Origin of the sequence: Pantoea sp. (assembly GCF_039594315.1) — a bacterium.
GTDB lineage: Bacteria > Pseudomonadota > Gammaproteobacteria > Enterobacterales > Enterobacteriaceae > Pantoea.
In genome coordinates, this window is sequence record NZ_JBCNNP010000052.1 from 1 (window position 1) to 20,526 (window position 20,526).

Sequence of the window (20,526 nt, forward strand, 5' to 3'; positions counted from 1 at the left end):
GTTTTCTCCGCGTGGCGGATATTCTGGAAAGCAATGCACAACAGGGACAGGTTGCGACCGTACTCTCTGCACCAGCAAAAATTACCAATCATCTGGTGGCGATGATTGAGAAAACCATCAGCGGCCTCGACACGCTGCCGAATATCAGCGACGCAGAACGTATTTTTGCCGACCTGCTGCAAGGCCTGCGTGACGCACAACCGGGCTTCGATTATGACGGCGTAAAAACCCGCGTTGAGTTGGAGTTCGCACAGCTGAAACAAGTGCTGCACGGCATCAGCTTGTTGGGACAATGTCCTGATGCGGTCAACGCTGCCATTATTTGCCGTGGCGAAAAGCTGTCGATTGCCATCATGGAAGCGCTGCTGCAAGCGCGCGGCCACAAAGTCACCGTGATCGATCCGGTGGAGAAGTTGCTGGCGATTGGTCACTATCTCGAATCCACCGTGGATATCGCCGAATCTACTCGCCGCATCGCCGCCAGCCAGATTCCTGCCGATCACTTTATCCTGATGGCCGGTTTCACCGCCGGTAACGAGAAGGGCGAATTGGTGGTGCTGGGGCGTAACGGTTCTGATTATTCAGCGGCAGTGCTGGCAGCCTGTTTACGCGCTGATTGCTGCGAAATCTGGACTGACGTCGATGGCGTGTATACCTGCGATCCACGTCAGGTGCCGGATGCGCGCTTGCTGAAGTCGATGTCATATCAGGAAGCGATGGAGCTCTCCTATTTCGGTGCCAAAGTGCTGCATCCACGCACCATCGCGCCGATCGCCCAGTTCCAGATCCCTTGCCTAATCAAAAATACTGCAAACCCGCAAGCGCCCGGCACCTTGATTGGTGGCGAAGGTGAGCTGGATGAGAATCCGGTGAAAGGCATCACCAACCTGAATAACATGGCGATGTTCAACGTCTCTGGCCCAGGCATGAAAGGCATGGTCGGCATGGCGGCGCGCGTGTTTGCCGCGATGTCACGCACCGGCATTTCTGTGGTGTTAATCACCCAATCCTCTTCCGAATACAGCATCAGCTTCTGCGTACCGCAAAGTGAGCAGGCGCGTGCGCGTCGTGTGTTGGAAGAAGAGTTCTATCTTGAGCTGAAAGATGGCTTGCTCGATCCGCTCGATGTGTTGGAACAGCTGGCGGTAATTTCAGTGGTTGGCGATGGCATGCGCACGCTGCGCGGCATCTCCGCCAAGTTCTTCTCGGCGCTGGCACGCGCCAACATCAATATCGTGGCGATTGCGCAGGGTTCATCCGAGCGCTCCATTTCTGTTGTAGTCAGCAATGATGAAGTCACCACTGGCGTGCGTGTAGTGCATCAGATGTTGTTCGCCACCGATCAGGTGATCGAAGTGTTCGTAGTGGGCGTCGGCGGCGTCGGTGCTGCGTTGCTGGACCAGTTGCATCGCCAGCAAACCTGGCTGAAACAGAAGCATATCGATCTGCGCGTATGCGGTATCGCTAACTCGCGTGCGCTGTTAACCAACGTGCACGGTATCGATCTTAGCAACTGGAAAGCGGAACTAAACGAAGCCAAAGAGCCGTTTAATCTCGGTCGATTGATTCGTTTGGTGAAGGAGTATCATCTGCTGAATCCGGTGATCGTCGATTGTACCTCAAGCCAGGCGGTGGCCGATCAGTATGCTGATTTCCTTGCAGAAGGCTTCCACGTGGTGACGCCAAACAAAAAGGCCAACACCTCGTCGTGGAATTACTATCAGCAAATGCGTGCGGCGGCGGCCAAATCGCGCCGTAAATTCCTCTACGACACCAACGTTGGCGCGGGTTTACCGGTAATCGAAAATCTGCAAAACCTGATGAACGCCGGTGACGAACTGATCAAGTTCTCAGGGATTCTGTCTGGTTCGCTGTCATTTATCTTCGGCAAGCTGGATGAAGGCGTTTCGCTGTCTGAAGCGACGAAAATGGCGCGCGAAATGGGCTTTACCGAGCCGGATCCGCGTGACGATCTTTCGGGCACCGATGTGGCGCGTAAGCTATTGATTCTGGCGCGTGAAGCCGGACATCAGCTGGAGTTGAGCGATATTGAAATCGAACCGTTACTGCCTGCCAGTTTGACCGACATCGCCGATGTTGAGCAGTTTATGCAGCGTTTGCCGGAGCTGGATAATGCCTTTGCTGCGCGCGTTGCCAAAGCGCGTGACGAAGGTAAAGTGTTACGCTTCGTCGGCGCCATTGAAGAAGGCGGCGTCTGCAAAGTGAAGATTGATGCGGTGGACGGCAACGATCCGCTCTACAAAGTGAAGAACGGTGAAAACGCGCTGGCATTTTACAGCCGTTATTATCAGCCGATCCCGCTGGTTCTGCGTGGATACGGCGCGGGGAATGATGTAACGGCGGCGGGTGTGTTTGCTGACCTTTTGCGTACGCTGTCGTGGAAGTTGGGAGTTTAATGATGGTAAAAATTTATGCACCGGCCTCAATAGGCAACGTCAGCGTCGGCTTTGATGTGCTGGGCGCGGCGGTTTCGCCGGTGGATGGCACCTTATTAGGTGATTGCGTTTCTGTTGAGGCCGCCGACAGCTTCAGCCTGGTGAACTCCGGGCGCTTTGTCAGCAAACTGCCGAGCAATCCGCAGGAAAACATCGTTTATCAGTGCTGGGAACGTTTCTGCCAGGCGATCGGCAAACAGGTTCCGGTGGCGATGACGCTGGAAAAAAACATGCCGATTGGCTCTGGATTGGGCTCAAGCGCTTGTTCGGTGGTCGCGGGTTTGATGGCGATGAACGAATTCTGCGGCAAACCGCTCAACGATACCGAACTGCTGGCGCTGATGGGCGAGCTGGAAGGGCGTATTTCCGGCAGCGTACATTACGATAACGTCGCGCCGTGCTTCCTCGGCGGCGTGCAGTTGATGATTGAAGAGAACGGCATCATTAGTCAGGACGTGCCGTGCTTCGATGAATGGCTGTGGGTGATGGCGTATCCGGGGATTAAAGTCTCCACCGCTGAAGCGCGCGCCATTCTGCCGGCACAATATCGCAAAGAGGATGCCATCAAACACGGTCGCCTGTTGGCGGGCTTTATTCACGCCTGCCATACCCGTCAGCCTGAGCTTGCGGCTAAACTTATGCAGGATGTGATCGCCGAGCCGTATCGCACCAAACTGCTGCCAGGCTTCGCTGAAGCGCGCAAAGCGGCGCAGGATATTGGCGCGCTGGCTTGCGGTATTTCGGGTTCCGGCCCGACACTTTTCGCTGTTTGCAACGAAATGGCAACAGCACAGCGGATGGCAGATTGGCTGAGCCAACACTATCTGCAAAATGAAGAAGGTTTCGTCCATATCTGCCGTCTTGATACGGCTGGCGCACGTAAATTGGGATAACGCATGAAACTCTACAACCTTAAGGATCACAACGAGCAGGTTAGTTTTGCTCAGGCCGTTAAACAGGGCCTCGGCTCGCAGCAAGGGCTGTTTTTCCCGCTCGAACTGCCGGAATTCGAACTGACCGATATCGATGCCATGCTGGAGATGGATTTCGTCAGCCGCAGCACTAAAATTTTGTCTGCCTACATTGGCGATGAAATTGCCGCGCATCAGTTGGCCGAGCGCGTGAAAAACGCCTTTGCTTTCCCGGCGCCAGTGGCGGAAGTCAGCGCTGATGTGGCGTGTCTTGAACTGTTCCACGGCCCAACGCTGGCGTTTAAAGATTTCGGCGGCCGTTTCATGGCGCAAATGCTGTCTTATGTCAGTGGCGCAGATGAGCAGATCACCATTCTGACCGCGACCTCTGGCGATACCGGCGCTGCCGTAGCGCATGCGTTCTACGGCATGGAAAACGTGCGCGTGGTGATCTTGTATCCACAAGGCAAAATCAGCCCGTTGCAGGAAAAACTGTTCTGTACGCTGGGCGGCAACATCGAAACTATCGCGGTTGAAGGCGATTTCGATGCGTGTCAGGCGCTGGTAAAACAGGCGTTTGACGATGAAAAGTTGAAAAAGGCGATTGGCCTGAACTCGGCGAACTCAATCAACATCAGCCGTTTGCTGGCGCAGATTTGCTACTACTTCGAAGCGGTAGCGCAACTGCCACAAGAGAAACGCAATCAGCTGGTGGTGTCGGTGCCAAGCGGTAACTTCGGTGATTTGACCGCGGGCTTGCTGGCGAAATCACTCGGCTTGCCGATCAAGCGCTTTATCGCGGCGACCAATGCTAACGATACTGTGCCGCGCTTCCTCGGCAACGGCGAATGGCAGCCGAATGCCACTGTGGCAACCTTGTCGAATGCGATGGATGTTAGCCAGCCAAACAACTGGCCGCGTGTGGAAGAGCTGTTCCGCCGCAAAACCTGGCGTTTGACCGATCTGGCGTACGGCGCGGTATCGGATGAAACCACCAAGTCCACCATGCGCGAGCTGGCAGAAATTGGCTACATCTCTGAACCGCACGCGGCGATTGCTTATCGTCTGCTGCGCGATAATTTGCAGGACGGCGAATATGGTCTGTTCCTCGGCACCGCACATCCAGCCAAGTTTAAAGAGAGCGTGGACGAGATTTTAGGCCAGGAATTGCCGTTGCCGAAAGAGCTGGCGGAGCGTGCCGACTTGCCGCTGCTGTCGCACAATCTGAAAGGTGATTTCGCGGAACTGCGCGCGTTTTTACTGAAGTAATGTAGGGTCGCCATTCATGGCGACCTCAAGAAAGCCGCCATCTTGGCGGCTTTCTTATTTCTGCTCGCGGCGCTTAAACACCAACTCGTTCTCGCTGCTTTCTGCGCTATCTAAGAAATAGCCATCCACATCGAATTTCTTCAGTTGCGCTGGCTTGGTCAGGCGATTCTGAATCACGTAACGACTCATCAATCCACGTGCTTTCTTGGCGTAGAAGCTAATCACTTTGAACTTGCCGTTCTTCTCATCAAGGAACACCGGTTTAATCAGCTGCGCGTTGAGCTTCTTCGGCTTGATGGCTTTGAAATATTCATCCGATGCCAGATTAATCAGCACCTCATCGCCTTGTTCGGCAATCGCTTCATTCAGCTTCTCCGTCAGCAAATCGCCCCAGAAACCGTAAAGATCTTTGCCAGCCGGATTTGCCAGCTTGATGCCCATTTCGAGGCGATACGGCTGCATTAAATCCAGCGGGCGCAGCAAACCGTACAAACCTGACAACATGCGCAAATGCTGCTGAGCAAACTCGAAATCGCCATCATTAAAGGTTTCAGCCTGCAAACCGGTGTACACGTCCCCTTTAAACGCCAGAATCGCCTGACGTGCGTTATCGAGCGAGAAGGGCGGTTGCCACTGGTTAAAACGCTCGGCGTTGAGGTGCGCCAGCTTGTCGCTGATGCTCATCAGCGAACCGATTTGCGCCGGTGAAAGATCGCGCGCAACGTCAATTAATTGGTGTGATTTTTCTAACAGCGCCGGTTGTGTATAGCGTTGTGTCGCCAGCGGGCTTTCATAGTCCAGAGTTTTCGCTGGCGAGATAACCATCAGCATTGTTTACGTCCTCGTTGACCCGCAGGTTTATCAGGGGATTGAAGGGAAAAATGTCGCAGCGAGTGTAGCAAAAAAGCGCGGCGAATCGGCAAATCGCTGCCATTTGTTAGCGCTATCGTAAAGGGCACTTCGTGGTGTTGCGTGGTGAATTGTGCGTGATATTATCGCAACAGCCTTTTACACCCTGACAGTCAACCTAAGAGAAAGAGAACCATGACGGACAAACTTACTTCCTTGCGTCAGCTGACTACTGTGGTCGCCGACACCGGTGATATCGCGGCAATGAAGCTTTACCAGCCGCAAGATGCGACCACCAACCCTTCTTTGATTCTCAACGCCGCTCAAATCCCTGAATACCGCAAACTGATTGACGAAGCCATTACCTGGGCGCGTCAGCAGAGCAGCAATAAAGAAGAACAACTGGCGCTGGTATCAGACAAGCTGGCCGTCAACATTGGTCTGGAAATTCTCAAACTGATCCCTGGCCGTATCTCAACTGAAGTTGATGCGCGCCTGTCTTACGACACTGAAGCGAGCATCGCCAAAGCGCGTAGCCTGATCAAACTGTACAACGATGCTGGCATCAGCAACGATCGTATCCTGATCAAACTGGCTTCGACCTGGCAGGGTATCCGTGCTGCTGAGCAGCTGGAAAAAGAAGGCATTAACTGTAACCTGACGCTGCTGTTCTCCTTCGCGCAGGCGCGTGCATGTGCGGAAGCGGGTGTGTTCCTGATTTCACCATTCGTTGGCCGTATCCTCGACTGGTACAAGCAAAACACCGATAAGAAAGAGTACGCTGCACACGAAGATCCAGGCGTGGTTTCTGTGGCTGAAATCTACAACTACTACAAGCAGCACGGCTATGAAACCGTGGTGATGGGCGCCAGCTTCCGTAACGTGGGTGAAATCATCGAACTGGCTGGCTGCGACCGCCTGACCATCTCTCCAGGCCTGCTGAAAGAGCTGGCTGAGACCGAAGGTACCGTTGAGCGCAAACTGAGCTACACCGGCGAAGTGAAAGCGCGTCCAGCGAAGATGACTGAAGCTGAGTTCTTCTGGCAGCACAACCAGGATCCAATGGCCGTGACCAAACTGGCTGAAGGTATCCGCAACTTTGCCATCGATCAGGGCAAACTTGAGAAGATGATCGCCGAACTGCTGTAAGGTGATACGCCGTGGCGGCAACCCGCTGCCACGGTTTTACGTTTTTCCCCCGCTTCTTGTATTATCCTGTTTAAATCCTCCTTCTTTTCAGCTGCGATGCAGCCAACCACAGCGATAACTCTATGGATACTTTACGTATTGGATTAATTTCCGTTTCCGATCGAGCTGCCAATGGCATTTACCAGGATCAGGGCATTCCGGCGTTAGAAAGCTGGCTCGCTGCTGCAATCGCTACGCCGTTTGAAATCGAAACGCGTTTGGTGCCAGATGAGCAGCCAATGATTGAGCAGGCGATCTGCGAATTGGTTGATGAATTGTTCTGTAACTTAGTGCTGACCACCGGCGGCACCGGGCCAGCGCGACGTGATGTCACGCCGGATGCCACATTAGCCATTGCCGATCGTGAGATGCCGGGTTTTGGCGAGCAGATGCGCCAAATCAGCCTGCAATTCGTGCCAACAGCGATTTTGTCGCGTCAGGTTGGCGTGATCCGCAAACAGTCTTTGATCCTCAATTTGCCGGGCCAACCAAAATCCATTAAAGAAACGCTGGAAGGACTTAAAGCAGAAGATGGATCGGTTAAAGTGCCGGGGATTTTTGCTGCTGTACCTTATTGTTTACAGCTGCTGGAGGGGCCGTATGTGGAAACGCACAGCGAAGTGGTAGCAGCTTTTCGCCCGAAAAGCGCCCGGCGTGAGACAAATGACTAAAGATCGTCATTTTCAGGCATAAAATCTAGCGGCGCTGGTGTGGCAAAATATTGACGGTATAGTAACTCCAGCTTTACAACCTTATTTTGCCTCTGGATAACGCTGGATTATGGATACGCACACAACGCGTCGACTCAATGGACAGGATTATAAAACCCTGTCGCTGGCTGCCCTTGGCGGGGCGCTGGAATTTTACGACTTCATCATTTTCGTCTTTTTCGCCGCCGTCATTGGCGAGCTCTTTTTCCCGCCCGATATTCCTGAATGGCTGCGTCAGGTGCAGACCTTCGCCATCTTTGCTGCCGGTTATCTGGCGCGTCCGCTCGGCGGCATTATCATGGCGCACTTTGGTGACAAAGTGGGGCGTAAGAAAATGTTCAGCCTGAGCATTCTGCTGATGGCCTTGCCAACATTGGCGATGGGCGCGCTGCCAACTTATGCCAGTATTGGCATTGCTGCGCCGTTGTTGATGCTGCTAATGCGCGTGCTGCAAGGCGCGGCAATTGGCGGTGAAGTGCCGGGCGCGTGGGTATTTGTTGCGGAACATGTGCCGGAAAAACGCATTGGTTTTGCCTGCGGTACGCTGACTGCCGGTTTAACCGCTGGCATTCTGCTTGGTTCACTGGTGGCAACCGTGCTGAATACCACATTATCTCCCGCGGCGATTCGCGATCACGGCTGGCGCATTCCATTTTTCCTCGGTGGTGTGTTCGGCTTGCTGGCGATGTATCTGCGCCGCTGGCTGCATGAAACACCGGTATTCCAGCAAATGCAGCAACGCAAAGCGCTGGCTGAAAAAATGCCGCTGCAAACCATCCTTGCCAACCACAAACGCAGCATTGTGATTTCGATGCTGCTGACTTGGTTGCTCTCAGCCTGCATCGTGGTGGTGATTTTGATGGCACCGACCTTGATGCAGAAACAGCACGGCATTCCGGCGGCGTTAAGCCTGCAAGCCAACAGCTTCGCCACGGTGATGCTGCTGTTAGGTTGTGTGATTGCCGGTTGGCTGGTGGATCGCTTTGGCGCAGCGCGCACCTTGATGGTGGGCTCATTGTTGCTGGCGATCGGCAGCTGGAATTTCTTCCATCAATTGAGTAGCACGCCTGAAATGCTGTTTGTTTGGTACGGCTTAGCGGGATTAAGCGTTGGCGTGGTCGGCATCGTGCCGTTTGTCATGGTGCGCGCTTTCCCAGCGCCGGTGCGCTTTACCGGTATTTCATTCTCGTACAATGTGGCGTACGCGATTTTTGGTGGTCTGACGCCAATCAGCGTGACGTTAATGATGAGCCTAACGCCGATGGCACCCGCCTGGTATGTGCTGGCGCTGGCGGGAATCGGCTTTGTGGTGGGGATTTGGCTGTGGCGCGATAGCCGTCAGCAGCATGCGCAGCTGGATATGTCGCTGCATTCGTCATAATAAAAACGCGGGGCCAGCAAGCTCCGCGTTTTTTTCATTACTCGCCAATCCACAGAATGGTGCGGCCAAACTTCTCGTTCAGCACTTCGCCCATCGCCAGATAGAACGCGCTCGATCCACAAACGATGCCAATGTAACCGGCAATGCGCAGCAGTCCTGCGTTATCCGTCAAATGACCAACGGCCAGCAACGCAAACAGAATCGTCAAACTGGCAAAGATGAACTGCAACATCTTTGGCGACTTCAGTGTGCCGATAAACAGGAATGCGGTGAAAACGCCCCACAGCGCCAGCCAGGCACCGAGGAAGTGGCTATCAGCCGCTTCTGTCAGCCCAACTCTTGGCAACAGCAGAATCGCCACCAGCGTCAGCCAGAAGCAACCATACGAGGTGAAGGCGGTGAGTCCGAAGGTGTTGCCTTTCTTATATTCCAACAGACCGGCAAAAATTTGCGCGATGCCGCCATAGAAGATGCCCATCGACAGAATGATGACGTCCATCGCAAACAGGCCGGTGTTGTGTAAGTTGAGCAGAATGGTGGTCATACCGAATCCCATTAAGCCCAGCGGGGCGGGATTCGCCAGCGTGGTGTTGCTCATATTTCCTCAGAGGTGATGTTGTGAATTGCTTTTTGTGTTTTGCCCGCGCAAACCGCGGTGGGGCGCGAGGCGCAGCATGATAAGCGGCCTCTTTTTGCCCAACTTTGATCTGAATCGCGCTAAAGAATGAAATTTTTTTAGTTTTAACCCTTGATGCGCATCTAACTGGCCCCATTTACTTGTCATCGAGCGTTGTGAGGCAGCAAAAAAGCCTGCTTCAGCAGTTGAAAGTGGTCAGTTAGGCCGCATCTCTGTTTCACAACCCAAATTGGCAAAGAATTTAAGTAGGAGACGTTTAGATGGGTAAGATTATTGGTATTGACTTGGGTACAACCAACTCATGTGTTGCAGTTATGGATGGTGGTAAAGCACGCGTGCTGGAAAACGCCGAAGGCGATCGCACCACGCCGTCGATCATTGCGTATGCACAAGATGGCGAAACTCTGGTTGGTTCTCCGGCTAAACGTCAGTCTGTGACCAACCCGCAGAACACCCTGTTTGCGATCAAGCGCCTGATTGGCCGTCGCTTCCAGGACGAAGAAGTACAGCGTGATATCAAAATCATGCCATATAAAATCATCGGCGCTGATAACGGCGACGCATGGCTGGACGTGAAAGGCCAGAAAATGGCACCGCCGCAGATCTCTGCTGAAGTGCTGAAAAAAATGAAGAAAACCGCGGAAGATTTCCTCGGTGAAGCGGTAACTGAAGCTGTTATCACTGTTCCAGCTTACTTCAACGATGCGCAGCGTCAGGCGACCAAAGACGCCGGCCGTATCGCGGGTCTGGAAGTAAAACGTATCATCAACGAACCAACCGCAGCTGCACTGGCTTACGGTCTGGATAAAGGTCAGGGCAACCGTACTATCGCGGTATATGACCTGGGCGGCGGTACTTTCGATATCTCAATCATTGAGATCGATGACGTTGATGGCGAAAAAACCTTTGAAGTGTTGGCAACCAACGGTGATACCCACCTGGGTGGTGAAGACTTCGATAGCCGTCTGATTAACTATCTGGTGGCTGAATTTAAGAAAGATCAGGGCATCGATCTGCACAACGATCCGTTGGCAATGCAGCGTCTGAAAGAAGCCGCAGAAAAAGCCAAGATCGAGCTGTCTTCAGCTCAGCAGACCGACGTTAACCTGCCGTACATCACGGCGGATGCAACCGGTCCTAAGCACCTGAACATCAAAGTGACGCGTGCGAAACTGGAATCACTGGTTGAAGATCTGGTTTCTCGCTCAATCGAGCCGTTGAAAGTGGCTCTGCAAGATGCAGGCCTGTCAGTTTCTGACATCAACGACGTGATCCTGGTTGGCGGTCAGACTCGTATGCCAATGGTTCAGGCTAAAGTGACTGAATTCTTCGGCAAAGAGCCACGTAAAGACGTGAACCCGGATGAAGCGGTTGCTGTCGGTGCTGCGGTTCAGGGCGGCGTGTTGGCGGGTGAAGTGAAAGACGTTCTGCTGCTGGACGTGACTCCGCTGTCACTGGGTATCGAAACCATGGGTGGCGTGATGACTTCGCTGATCAGCAAGAACACCACGATCCCAACCAAGCACAGCCAGGTGTTTTCAACTGCTGAAGATAACCAGTCTGCCGTGACGATTCACGTGCTGCAGGGTGAGCGTAAGCGTTCTGGTGATAACAAATCACTGGGCCAGTTCAACTTGGATGGTATCCAGGCTGCACCGCGCGGTATGCCACAGATCGAAGTCACCTTTGACATCGATGCGGACGGTATCCTGCACGTATCAGCGAAGGACAAAAACAGCGGTAAAGAGCAGAAGATCACCATCAAGGCTTCTTCTGGTCTGAACGAAGAAGAGATCGAAAAAATGGTGCGCGACGCGGAAGCGAACGCCGAGTCTGACCGTAAGTTCGAAGAACTGGTACAGACCCGTAACCAAGGTGATCAGATCTCTCACAGCACCCGTAAGCAGTTGGATGAAGCCGGTGACAAGCTGTCCGCTGACGATAAAGCACCAATCGAAGCGGCACTGACCGAGCTGAACACCGCGCTGAAAGGCGAAGACAAAGCAGAAATCGAAGCCAAAATGCAGGCATTGATGGAAGTGTCTAGCAAGCTGATGGAACTGGCACAGCAGCAGCAAGGTCAAGCTGACGCTGGCGAGGCTTCTGCGAAGCAAGATGACGACGTTGTCGACGCTGAATTCGAAGAAGTTAAAGACAAAAAATAATTGCCCCTGACCGGGCGCGACGGCTGGCCTGACAGCCGTTGAAACCAGCACGGGCGTAGGAGATTTCTCCACGCCCGTGCGATCATGTTAAGGGCAGAACAAATATGGCTAAGAGTGATTTATACGAGATCTTAGGCGTCTCTAAATCCGCGGATGAGCGTGAAATCAAAAAGGCTTATAAGCGCCTGGCGATGAAATACCATCCGGATCGTAATCCGGACAATAAAGAAGCCGAAGCGAAGTTTAAAGAGGTTAAGGAAGCCTACGAAATTCTGACCGATGCGCAGAAGCGTGCGGCCTACGACCAATACGGTCATGCAGCCTTTGAACAAGGTGGCATGGGCGGTGGTGGCGGCTTCGGTGGTGGCGGAGCTGACTTCAGCGATATCTTTGGCGACGTATTTGGCGATATTTTTGGTGGTGGCCGCCGTCAGCGTGCTGCTCGTGGCGCCGATTTACGCTACAACATGGAGCTGACGCTTGAAGAAGCGGTACGCGGCGTGACCAAAGAGATCCGCATTCCTACGCTGGAAGAGTGCGATGTCTGCCACGGCAGCGGCGCGAAAGCGGGCACCAAACCGCAGACCTGTCATACCTGTCACGGTGCGGGCCAGGTGCAGATGCGCCAGGGCTTCTTCACGGTGCAGCAAGCGTGTCCAACCTGTCACGGTCGCGGTTCGGTGATCAAAGATCCATGCAACGCATGTCATGGTCACGGCCGTGTTGAGCGCAGCAAAACGCTGTCGGTGAAAATTCCGGCGGGCGTGGATACCGGCGATCGCATCCGTCTCAGTGGCGAAGGCGAAGCAGGTGAACACGGTGCCCCGGCAGGCGATCTGTACGTACAGGTTTCAGTGAAGAAGCACCCTATCTTCGAACGTGAAGATAACAACCTGTACTGCGAAGTGCCGATCAACTTTGCCATGGCAGCATTAGGTGGCGAGATTGAAGTGCCGACGCTTGATGGCCGTGTGAACCTGAAAGTGCCGTCTGAAACGCAAACTGGCAAACTGTTCCGCATGCGCGGTAAAGGCGTGAAATCAGTGCGTGGCGGTGCGGTCGGTGATTTGCTGTGTCGTGTGGTGGTGGAAACGCCAGTTAGCCTTAACGATAAGCAGAAAGCGCTGTTGCGTGAACTGGAAGAGAGCTTTGGTGGCCCAAGCGGCGAGAAAAATAGCCCGCGCTCCAAAAGCTTCTTCGACGGCGTGAAGAAGTTCTTCGACGACCTGACACGTTAATTTCGCAAGTAATGAATTAAAAAGCGGAGAGGCAACTCTCCGCTTTTTTTATGTTTTCCCGCCAATGTGCCGCCTCTGCTCTATGCTCAATTCTGCCTCTTAATTGATATACGCCATAAACGCCATTTCAATACATCGGTATTATCGAGTAATTAACGAGACATAAGCTGCTTTTAACGAGGTGTCCAACTCGCTACACTTCTCAGCCTACATGTCCCTACTCAGGAGGAGTTGTGAACAAAACCCGTTCTATTCGGAGCTTATTGAAAAGCTTTATTGCCAGTGACGCCAGTAACGGCATGGTGCTGATTTTGGCTGCAGTCGCCGCCATGATTTTGGCTAACAGCGCGGAGACCGCTCAAGGCTATCAATCGCTGCTGGCGGAACCGGTGCAAATTCGCTTTGGCGCATTGGATATCAGCAAAAACCTGCTGCTGTGGATTAACGATGCGATGATGGCGCTGTTTTTCCTGGTGATCGGTTTGGAAGTGAAACGCGAACTGATTACTGGCGAACTTGCTAGTCGCGATCGTGCCATCTTCCCGGTAATTGCCGCGCTGGGCGGCATGGTGGCGCCGGGATTGATTTTCCTGATGCTAAACCATGGCGATCCGATTGCGCGTAACGGTTGGGCAATTCCTACCGCGACCGATATTGCCTTTGCTTTGGGTGTATTGGCGTTGCTTGGCAGCCGCGTTCCTACTGCGCTGAAAGTGTTCCTGATGGCGCTGGCGATTATCGATGACCTTGGCGCCATCGTGATTATCGCGCTGTTCTACACCAGCGATCTCTCGGTGCTGTCGTTGAGCGTGGCGGCAGGTGCGATTGTGCTGCTGGCGATTCTTAATCGCTGTGGCGTGCGCAATATCGCGATTTACATGCTGGTGGGTATAGTGCTGTGGACGGCGGTGCTTAAGTCCGGCGTACACGCTACGTTGGCGGGCGTTATCGTCGGCTTCTTTGTTCCACTGGAAGAGAAGGATGGGCATTCCCCGGCTGAACATTTAGCGCATGGTTTAATGCCGTGGGTAAACTGGCTGATTCTGCCGCTGTTTGCTTTCGCCAATGCGGGCATTTCGCTGACCGGCATCACCTTTATGGATGCGCTGTCACCAGAGCCGCTGGGTATCATTCTCGGCCTGTTGATTGGTAAACCATTGGGTATCACCTTGTTCTGCTGGTTGGCGGTGAAATGGCGGCTGGCGGTGCTGCCGGCAGGCACCACGATACGCGATATCATGGCGATTGGTGTGCTGTGCGGTATCGGCTTCACCATGTCGATCTTTATCAGTTCGCTGGCATTCGATGCCGCGCATGAACAGCTGGTGACGTTCTCTAAATTGGGCATCCTCAGTGGTTCGCTGCTGTCGGCGGTGCTGGGTTACGTGCTGCTGCGCATTAAACTGCGTTAATACAGGAAGGAGGCGCAAGCCTCCTTTTTTGCCGATGAATCAGCTCAATTTTAATCATCTCTACTATTTCTGGCAGGTATGCAAAACCGGTTCGGTGGTGCGTGCGGCGGATGTCTTGTGTCTGGCGCCGCAAACGGTGACCGGCCAAATCAAAGCGCTGGAAGATCAGCTGGGCGGCGTGCTGTTTCGGCGGCAAGGGCGCGGTTTAGTGCCCAATGAACTTGGTCAGCTGGTGTTTCGTTATGCCGATCGTATGTTCATGCTGAGCCAGGAAATGCTCGATATCGTTAACTATCGCAAAGAGTCGCATCTGTTGTTTGATGTCGGCGTCGCGGATGCGTTGTCGAAGCAGTTGGTCAGCAAGGTGCTCGAAACGGCGGTTATGACGGATGAAAAAATCCATTTGCGCTGCTTTGAATCAACCCATGAGATGCTGCTGGAGCAACTTAGCCAGCACAAACTGGACATGATCCTCTCCGATTGCTCCATCGACTCAACCCAACAGGAAGGGCTGTTTTCACTCAAGCTGGGTGAGTGTCCGATCAGTTTCTGGTGCAACACTCCTTTGCCGTCCTTGCCTTTCCCCGCTTGCCTGGAAGAACGCCGCTTATTGATTCCTGGCCGCCGCTCAATGCTGGGTCGCAAATTATTGAACTGGATTCACAGTCAGGGCTTGCAGGTGGAGATTCTTGGCGAGTTTGATGATGCCGCGTTGATGAAGGCATTTGGTGCTTTGAACAACGCGATTTTTGTCGCCCCAACGCTGTACGGCGCAGAAATTTATCGTGACGATGCGATCAAGGAGATTGGGCGTTTAGAGGAAGTGATGGAAGAGTATCACGTGATCTTCGCTGAGCGCATGATTCAACATCCGGCGGTGCAGCGTATTTGCCATCACGATTTTAACTATCTGTTTCGGCGAAATTAAAGGTGCAGACAGGCGTGAATCTGTCTGCACTTCATTTACTGATGAATGAAGTGTGCGGGACGTTTCTCTAAAAATGCTCGCATCCCTTCCTGTTGGTCCTGATTGGCAAACAAGCTGTGGAACAGGCGGCGTTCAAAGGTCAGACCTGCTTGTAATCCCATTTCTTCCGCCGCATTCACGGCTTCACGTGTGGCAATCGCGGCAGGTTTGCTCCAACCAGCCACCGTGTCAGCTAAGCGCAGTGCTTCAGTCTCAAGCGCTTCATCGGGAATCACTCGCGAGATAAGTCCAATTTTCTCCGCCTCTTGTGCGGTTAATTCACGCCCAGTTAACAAAATATCCATAGCTCTGGCTTTGCCAACTAAATGCGTTAAGCGTTGCGTGGCACCAATGCCAGGCATGACACCTAATTTTATTTCAGGTTGGGCAAAACGAGCACTCTGGGCGGCAATGCTAATGTCACACATCATCATGAGTTCACACCCGCCACCGAAAGCATAACCGCTTACGGCCGCTACTTTTGGCGTGCGCAACTGGCAAAATTGTCCCCAGCCGGCAAAGTAATCACTGCGCACCATATCGGATTGCGAATGCATCGCCATTTCTCTGATATCCGCACCAGCAGAAAAATACTCCGGCTGACCGCAAACTAGAAAACAACCGACCGTAGGATCGTGATCAAGCGGCCGCATTATTTCCATCAATTCATTGAAAATATTATCACTCAAGGCGTTACGTGATTCTGTCCTGGCAATACGCAGCTTTACCACTCGCTTCACGCGTTCAATTTGAATATGCATGCTCACTCCTAAGAATCAAAAATCGCACCGTAAGCAGGCGTGCCACGCGCTTCACACCCTTCAACGACATAAGCGGTAAGTTTGCGATTAGAGATACAAATCACAGCTTCGATATTGTGTTGCTTAACCATTTCCAACGACAGGCGAAGTAAATTAGGTTTGCCATGAATATCGGTATCCCAAATCAGCGCATCAGGCTGTGCCGCCATAATCTCTTCCACCAGAGTGTCTCCATAAGTGAGATTCGGTGTTCGCGTTGCCCAAATCAGTTTGGTAGGAACGTTTTGCGCCAACAAATGTGGAATAACTGGGCCAATCCCACTTCCTGTCGCGACATATAACACGGAGTGGAAAAGTGTTTCTATGCGTGCCACACCCGAGGTCGTAATGCCTTTTATCCAAAGGTAATCCGGCAAGGTATTAATGATTTCGCCGGTCCAATCGCCAGCGCGAGAAACAATCAAACGAGACTCTCTTACTCCCGGCGCAGGAATGTTAGCGAATGCATGCCAATCTTTGAGTGGCGATAAGCTAAGTGAAGTCGATGACCCAGCAAAAGGGGTTTTAGGGAGCGTCAACGTAATGGCCGCAGCATGAGACGAAAGGCGCTCAATTTTTACAGGCACTTTACGCAGATGTAGCCATGGAGCAATCACACTGAGTGTCACGGCGAGCAAGGCCCAAAAGGATCCAAGTTCAAACACTGAAGTGTCCTCGGCTTGCTGAGCGGCACTGAAGCTAAGCGTAAACAGCCAAAATAAACCGAGTACACTCCAGCCAACCAGACGGTGAACTTGTTCGAAAAGATCATGGTTTCTCATGCGCATTTTGGGATGTGCGGTGATCAACATCATCGCTAAAAACATGGGAAGTAAAACGGCTGCCACCAGTGCGAGTTGAGGCAGCTGCTCAGTCTGCTGACTCAGCAAGCTGACAGCAAATATCGTCATCCATACGGTAGCAGCAAGGGCTGCACTGGAGTGAATTCCGCCAAAGTGATAAACCTTCGCTAAATGGCGTCGTATGCATAATGGCCATGAAGTTGGAGCGCGCGTTACCAGCCAAAACAGCAGGTTAACTACATGCTGCTGGCGTATCAGGGCCGCTAGCGTCAGGTTAACGACTACGGTGTTTGATAAAATCAGCAGGCGATCTGAACTTTCCCACCATTGACCGGGTAAAATCCCCCAGGTGAACCAGCAAGCGTTCAATAAAATTACCAGGAAAAATAACCGCTTGTAGTGTTCCAGCTGGGTAAGCGCGCCTAAGCGTTTATACAACGGTAATACCGGTGGTAATGACGCTTTATGCTGCGTTTCTGGGGGAAGCAGTGCGCGCTTATCTATTTTTCCACGATCGGTTACAGGGAATTTTTTTAATGGGGTGATGGACTCGGGAATGCTGTAATAAGGCAAATGTTGTTCAAGCCATTGTTTGGCTTCTGCACTGTCTACCGTTTCCGGCGTGACCCAAGATAACAGCGTGCGGTCATCCTTTTTCATTGTCACGGCGCGCTGGCAGCCTGGCATTTTTTCCAACAGCGTCGATATGGCATCTAGCTCAATTCTGAACCCACGAACTTTGACTTGATCATCGGAACGTCCCAAATGCTCCAGCTCACCTTCAGCAGTCCAAAGACCTAGATCACGGGTACGGAACATCATACTGCCGTCCGCAGCAAAAGGATCGGGGCGGTAGCGATCGCTGTTCAGTGCTGGATTATTAATATAGCCCGCTGTAACACAAAGGCCGCCGGCCCACATTTCACCTATCTCACCAATGGCGCAGGGATGAAGTTCCGCATTTAGGACATAAACTGTGTTATTGGGCGTTGGGGTGCCAATTGTCAGTTTGGCTGAGATGCCAGGTTGATAATGTTGCATGGTATTAACGATGGTCGTTTCAGTTGGACCGCAACAGTTCCAGAACTGACAAAATGACGCCCACTCATTGGCGAGCGTGATTGAGCAGGGTTCACCGGCCAAGGCTACCGTTGAAAGACTTCGACAAGCGCGGCTATCTAAGCCTGCCAAAATGGAGGGGGTAGCAATCAGGATATCGACCTTGGCCGCCGTTTCCTGGATTGATTTTCCACGTATTACTAACGTCGCTCCATTGGTCAGTGATCCCAGAATCTCCCAAACCGCCATATCGAACGCGATATTGAGGATCTGCGCCACTCGCTTTCCGGGTTTCATCCCTAAGGATCCAGGCGATGTGAGCAGGATGTTGCAAATATTCTGATGTGTGACCTGTACCCCGTTAGGCTTACCGGTAGTGCCGGAGGTAAAAATGATCACGGCATTGTTTTGCGGGGACACATCGGGTAACTGCGCTGGCAATGGGCCTTCTAAATCTAACTCATCAATGAAAATGAGCTGGTGATGGCTACTCGCTGGAATCGCATCAGCATAAGCGCGCGTAGTCAAAATCACCGGACATTTTGTGATTTCCAGGATAGTTTTGAGCAGAGTTTGTGGCGCAATAATGGCATCTTGAGGGACATAAGCTGCGCCGACTTTTAAGCTAGCGATGATGCCCACGATAAGCGGAATTGAACGTTGTAAGAAGAGGGCGACATTGTCACCAGGCTGGACATTATTCAGCAGCAATTGTTGAGCCAGAAGATTTGCGCGTCGATCTAAATCCCGGTAGCTGATGGCTTCATTGCCATGGACAACGGCAATCGCATCTGGCTGCTGGTTTACCCAGGCAGAAAAGGCTTTGTGAAGTAAAGTGTGCGTGGGCTGTGCCAGCTCTCCCTGGCCCCATGACCAAAACTTGTTTTGGTCCTCGGTACTAAGATGCGAAGTGCCAGGACGGCAAACTGCACTTTGGTTATTTTGATGCATTGATTTTTCCTCCATGAAATTCGATTTCATGCTCGCGAATTCACATGAATAACGAGCGAGAGGAATAGTGACAGAACAAAACGGCGGGGAAATAATCAAAGATTCAACAAGTTATCATGAAAATTTGAACTTTGATTTTTAGGCATAAAAAAACCGGCTAAGCGCCGGTTCTTTCTACAAAGCGATAAACAGACGGGCGATTAAGCCAGTTTGTTGATCTGAGCAGTCAAGTTTGCTTTATGACGTGCAGCTTTGTTTTTGTGGATCAGACCTTTAGCAGCCTGACGGTCCACGAGTGGTTGCATTTCGTTGAATGCGTTCTGCGCAGCAGCTTTGTCGCCTGTTGCGATAGCCGCGTATACTTTCTTGATGAAAGTACGCATCATTGAACGGTTGCTTGCGTTATGCTTGCGACGTTTCTCAGATGTTACGGCGCGTTTCTTAGCTGATTTGATATTAGCCAAGGTCCAACTCCCAAATGTGATCTATATGGACAAATCAAAGGCCGAGGACTATGCCTTTTGCGCCTTCTTATGTCAATGGATTTGTGCAAATAAGCGTCGTTTCAGCAACAACACTTGATTACGTAATTGATGGCGCAGGATTCTACCAGCAACACGCCGCTGAATACAGTATTTCGCAGCAAAAATCTTCAGATCCTCGCTAAGCATCTGGTCACACGCGGATTAAGCCGCTTCCAAAGCAGGAAAGGCACGTATACGGGTTAACCTAAACGCCATTCAAGGGTATAATCCGCCGATTTCCACCGGTTTGAGTCAGCCATGAAGTTTATCCGCGGTATTTATAATCTGAAAGAGCAGCATCGCGGCTGCGTCCTGACCATTGGTAATTTTGACGGCGTACATCGCGGCCATCAGGCTTTGATGGCTGAATTAATTGCCGAGGGACGAAAACGCAATCTGCCGGTGGTGGTCATGGTCTTCGAACCACAACCGCTTGAGTTGTTTGCCGGTGACAAAGCGCCAGCGCGTCTGACGCGTTTGCGCGAAAAACTGAAATACCTGGAACTTGCGGGTGTGGATGCGGTGCTGTGCGTGCGTTTTGATCGCCGCTTTGCCGCACACTCGGCGCAAAGTTTTATCTCTGAATTGCTGGTGGATAAGCTCAACGTCAAATTCCTCGCGGTCGGTGATGATTTCCGCTTCGGCGCTGGTCGCCAGGGCGATTTCCTGTTATTACAGAAAGCCGGTATCGAGTATGGTTTTGAGGTTATCAGCACCCAAACTTACTGCGATGGCGGCAAGCGTATCAGCAGCACGGCAGTTCGTCAGGCGCTGGCACAAGATGATTTTGCGCAAGCCGAAGCGTTGCTGGGCCATCCATTTGGTATCTCAGGTCGCGTGGTGCACGGTGATGCACTTGGGCGCACCATCGGTTTTCCTACCGCAAATATCCCATTACGTCGCAGCGTTACGCCGGTTAAAGGCGTGTTTGCGGTTGAAGTTTTGGGCCTCGGCGCACAGCCGTTGCCGGGCGTGGCTAATATCGGTACACGTCCAACGGTAAAAGGTTTACGTCAGCAGCTTGAAGTTCACCTGCTCGACACAAATATGAATCTCTATGGGCATCATATTGAAGTGGTGCTGAAGCAGAAGATTCGCGATGAACAGCGTTTCGCTTCGCTGGACGCGTTGAAAGAACAAATTGCGAAAGATGTGGTGACGGCCCGCCAATTCTTTGGGCTAAAAACACCGGTTTAATGACCGAAA

General features: G+C 52.3%; 16 protein-coding genes. 11 read left to right on the top strand and 5 right to left on the bottom strand.

Annotated elements, in window-relative coordinates:
* The 3 genes from thrA to thrC all read left to right on the top strand — a co-directional run.
* On the top strand, positions 1-2,417 hold a 2,417-nt coding region (gene thrA / locus ABDW13_RS19785; RefSeq protein WP_343554248.1), incomplete at its 5' end, for a bifunctional aspartate kinase/homoserine dehydrogenase I.
* 2 nt (positions 2,418-2,419) lie between these two features.
* The gene (gene thrB / locus ABDW13_RS19790) at positions 2,420-3,349 is read left to right on the top strand and encodes a homoserine kinase (protein ID WP_343554268.1); all 930 of its coding nucleotides are present in this window, start codon (positions 2,420-2,422) and stop codon (positions 3,347-3,349) included.
* Between the two features lie 3 nt (positions 3,350-3,352).
* Positions 3,353-4,636 carry a threonine synthase gene (thrC, locus tag ABDW13_RS19795; protein WP_343554249.1) on the top strand — a complete coding sequence of 428 codons (1,284 nt, stop codon included), beginning with the start codon at positions 3,353-3,355 and terminating at the stop codon, positions 4,634-4,636.
* Between the two features lie 54 nt (positions 4,637-4,690).
* On the opposite strand, the gene yaaA is transcribed toward thrC, so the two are convergent.
* On the bottom strand, positions 4,691-5,467 hold the full coding sequence (gene yaaA, locus ABDW13_RS19800; protein WP_343554250.1) for a peroxide stress protein YaaA: 777 nt from the start codon (positions 5,465-5,467) through the stop codon (positions 4,691-4,693).
* Between the two features lie 213 nt (positions 5,468-5,680).
* Here yaaA and tal point away from each other — a divergent pair, with 213 nt between their 5' ends.
* From tal to ABDW13_RS19815, 3 genes are all read left to right on the top strand, one after another.
* Entirely contained in the window at positions 5,681-6,634 is a 954-nt protein-coding gene (tal, locus tag ABDW13_RS19805) for a transaldolase (protein ID WP_343554251.1), read from the top strand.
* Positions 6,635-6,756: 122 nt separating this feature from the next.
* Positions 6,757-7,344, top strand: a complete 588-nt coding sequence (mog, locus tag ABDW13_RS19810; RefSeq protein WP_343554252.1) for a molybdopterin adenylyltransferase — start codon at positions 6,757-6,759, stop codon at positions 7,342-7,344.
* Between the two features lie 109 nt (positions 7,345-7,453).
* Positions 7,454-8,764 carry an MFS transporter gene (locus ABDW13_RS19815; protein WP_343554253.1) on the top strand — a complete coding sequence of 437 codons (1,311 nt, stop codon included), beginning with the start codon at positions 7,454-7,456 and terminating at the stop codon, positions 8,762-8,764.
* 37 nt (positions 8,765-8,801) lie between these two features.
* Here the strand turns inward: ABDW13_RS19815 and satP are convergent, their stop codons facing one another.
* Complete coding sequence (gene satP / locus ABDW13_RS19820) at positions 8,802-9,362, bottom strand: acetate uptake transporter (protein WP_343554254.1); 561 nt, start codon at positions 9,360-9,362, stop codon at positions 8,802-8,804.
* A 299-nt stretch (positions 9,363-9,661) separates the two neighbouring features.
* Here satP and dnaK point away from each other — a divergent pair, with 299 nt between their 5' ends.
* From dnaK to nhaR, 4 genes are all read left to right on the top strand, one after another.
* Positions 9,662-11,566, top strand: a complete 1,905-nt coding sequence (dnaK, locus tag ABDW13_RS19825; protein WP_343554255.1) for a molecular chaperone DnaK — start codon at positions 9,662-9,664, stop codon at positions 11,564-11,566.
* A gap of 104 nt (positions 11,567-11,670) precedes the next feature.
* Entirely contained in the window at positions 11,671-12,804 is a 1,134-nt protein-coding gene (gene dnaJ / locus ABDW13_RS19830; RefSeq protein ID WP_343554256.1) for a molecular chaperone DnaJ, read from the top strand.
* Positions 12,805-13,037: 233 nt separating this feature from the next.
* Complete coding sequence (gene nhaA / locus ABDW13_RS19835; protein ID WP_343554257.1) at positions 13,038-14,216, top strand: Na+/H+ antiporter NhaA; 1,179 nt, start codon at positions 13,038-13,040, stop codon at positions 14,214-14,216.
* A gap of 34 nt (positions 14,217-14,250) precedes the next feature.
* Complete coding sequence (nhaR, locus tag ABDW13_RS19840) at positions 14,251-15,144, top strand: transcriptional activator NhaR (protein ID WP_343554258.1); 894 nt, start codon at positions 14,251-14,253, stop codon at positions 15,142-15,144.
* A gap of 35 nt (positions 15,145-15,179) precedes the next feature.
* Here the strand turns inward: nhaR and ABDW13_RS19845 are convergent, their stop codons facing one another.
* From ABDW13_RS19845 to rpsT, 3 genes are all read right to left on the bottom strand, one after another.
* A complete protein-coding gene (locus ABDW13_RS19845; RefSeq protein WP_343554259.1) occupies positions 15,180-15,944 on the bottom strand; it encodes an enoyl-CoA hydratase-related protein in 765 nt (254 codons plus the stop codon).
* A gap of 8 nt (positions 15,945-15,952) precedes the next feature.
* The gene (locus tag ABDW13_RS19850; protein ID WP_343554260.1) at positions 15,953-18,796 is read right to left on the bottom strand and encodes an amino acid adenylation domain-containing protein; all 2,844 of its coding nucleotides are present in this window, start codon (positions 18,794-18,796) and stop codon (positions 15,953-15,955) included.
* Between the two features lie 200 nt (positions 18,797-18,996).
* Positions 18,997-19,260, bottom strand: coding sequence for a 30S ribosomal protein S20 (rpsT, locus tag ABDW13_RS19855; RefSeq protein WP_036619798.1), 264 nt, complete (start codon positions 19,258-19,260; stop codon positions 18,997-18,999).
* A gap of 318 nt (positions 19,261-19,578) precedes the next feature.
* Between rpsT and ribF the strand changes: the two genes are divergently transcribed.
* A complete protein-coding gene (gene ribF, locus ABDW13_RS19860) occupies positions 19,579-20,517 on the top strand; it encodes a bifunctional riboflavin kinase/FAD synthetase (protein WP_343554261.1) in 939 nt (312 codons plus the stop codon).
* Positions 20,518-20,526 lie beyond the last annotated feature (9 nt).

Excerpts from the sequence above, each read along its gene's own strand:
- dnaK (WP_343554255.1), top strand. The coding sequence starts at position 9,662 with ATGGGTAAGATTATTGGTATTGACTTGGGTACAACCAACTCATGTGTT.
- mog (WP_343554252.1), top strand. The coding sequence starts at position 6,757 with ATGGATACTTTACGTATTGGATTAATTTCCGTTTCCGATCGAGCTGCC.
- ABDW13_RS19845 (WP_343554259.1), bottom strand. The coding sequence starts at position 15,944 with ATGCATATTCAAATTGAACGCGTGAAGCGAGTGGTAAAGCTGCGTATT.
- satP (WP_343554254.1), bottom strand. The coding sequence starts at position 9,362 with ATGAGCAACACCACGCTGGCGAATCCCGCCCCGCTGGGCTTAATGGGA.
- dnaJ (WP_343554256.1), top strand. The coding sequence starts at position 11,671 with ATGGCTAAGAGTGATTTATACGAGATCTTAGGCGTCTCTAAATCCGCG.
- tal (WP_343554251.1), top strand. The coding sequence starts at position 5,681 with ATGACGGACAAACTTACTTCCTTGCGTCAGCTGACTACTGTGGTCGCC.
- ribF (WP_343554261.1), top strand. The coding sequence starts at position 19,579 with ATGAAGTTTATCCGCGGTATTTATAATCTGAAAGAGCAGCATCGCGGC.
- thrB (WP_343554268.1), top strand. The coding sequence starts at position 2,420 with ATGGTAAAAATTTATGCACCGGCCTCAATAGGCAACGTCAGCGTCGGC.
- yaaA (WP_343554250.1), bottom strand. The coding sequence starts at position 5,467 with ATGCTGATGGTTATCTCGCCAGCGAAAACTCTGGACTATGAAAGCCCG.
- nhaR (WP_343554258.1), top strand. The coding sequence starts at position 14,251 with ATGAATCAGCTCAATTTTAATCATCTCTACTATTTCTGGCAGGTATGC.
- ABDW13_RS19850 (WP_343554260.1), bottom strand. The coding sequence starts at position 18,796 with ATGCATCAAAATAACCAAAGTGCAGTTTGCCGTCCTGGCACTTCGCAT.
- thrC (WP_343554249.1), top strand. The coding sequence starts at position 3,353 with ATGAAACTCTACAACCTTAAGGATCACAACGAGCAGGTTAGTTTTGCT.
- ABDW13_RS19815 (WP_343554253.1), top strand. The coding sequence starts at position 7,454 with ATGGATACGCACACAACGCGTCGACTCAATGGACAGGATTATAAAACC.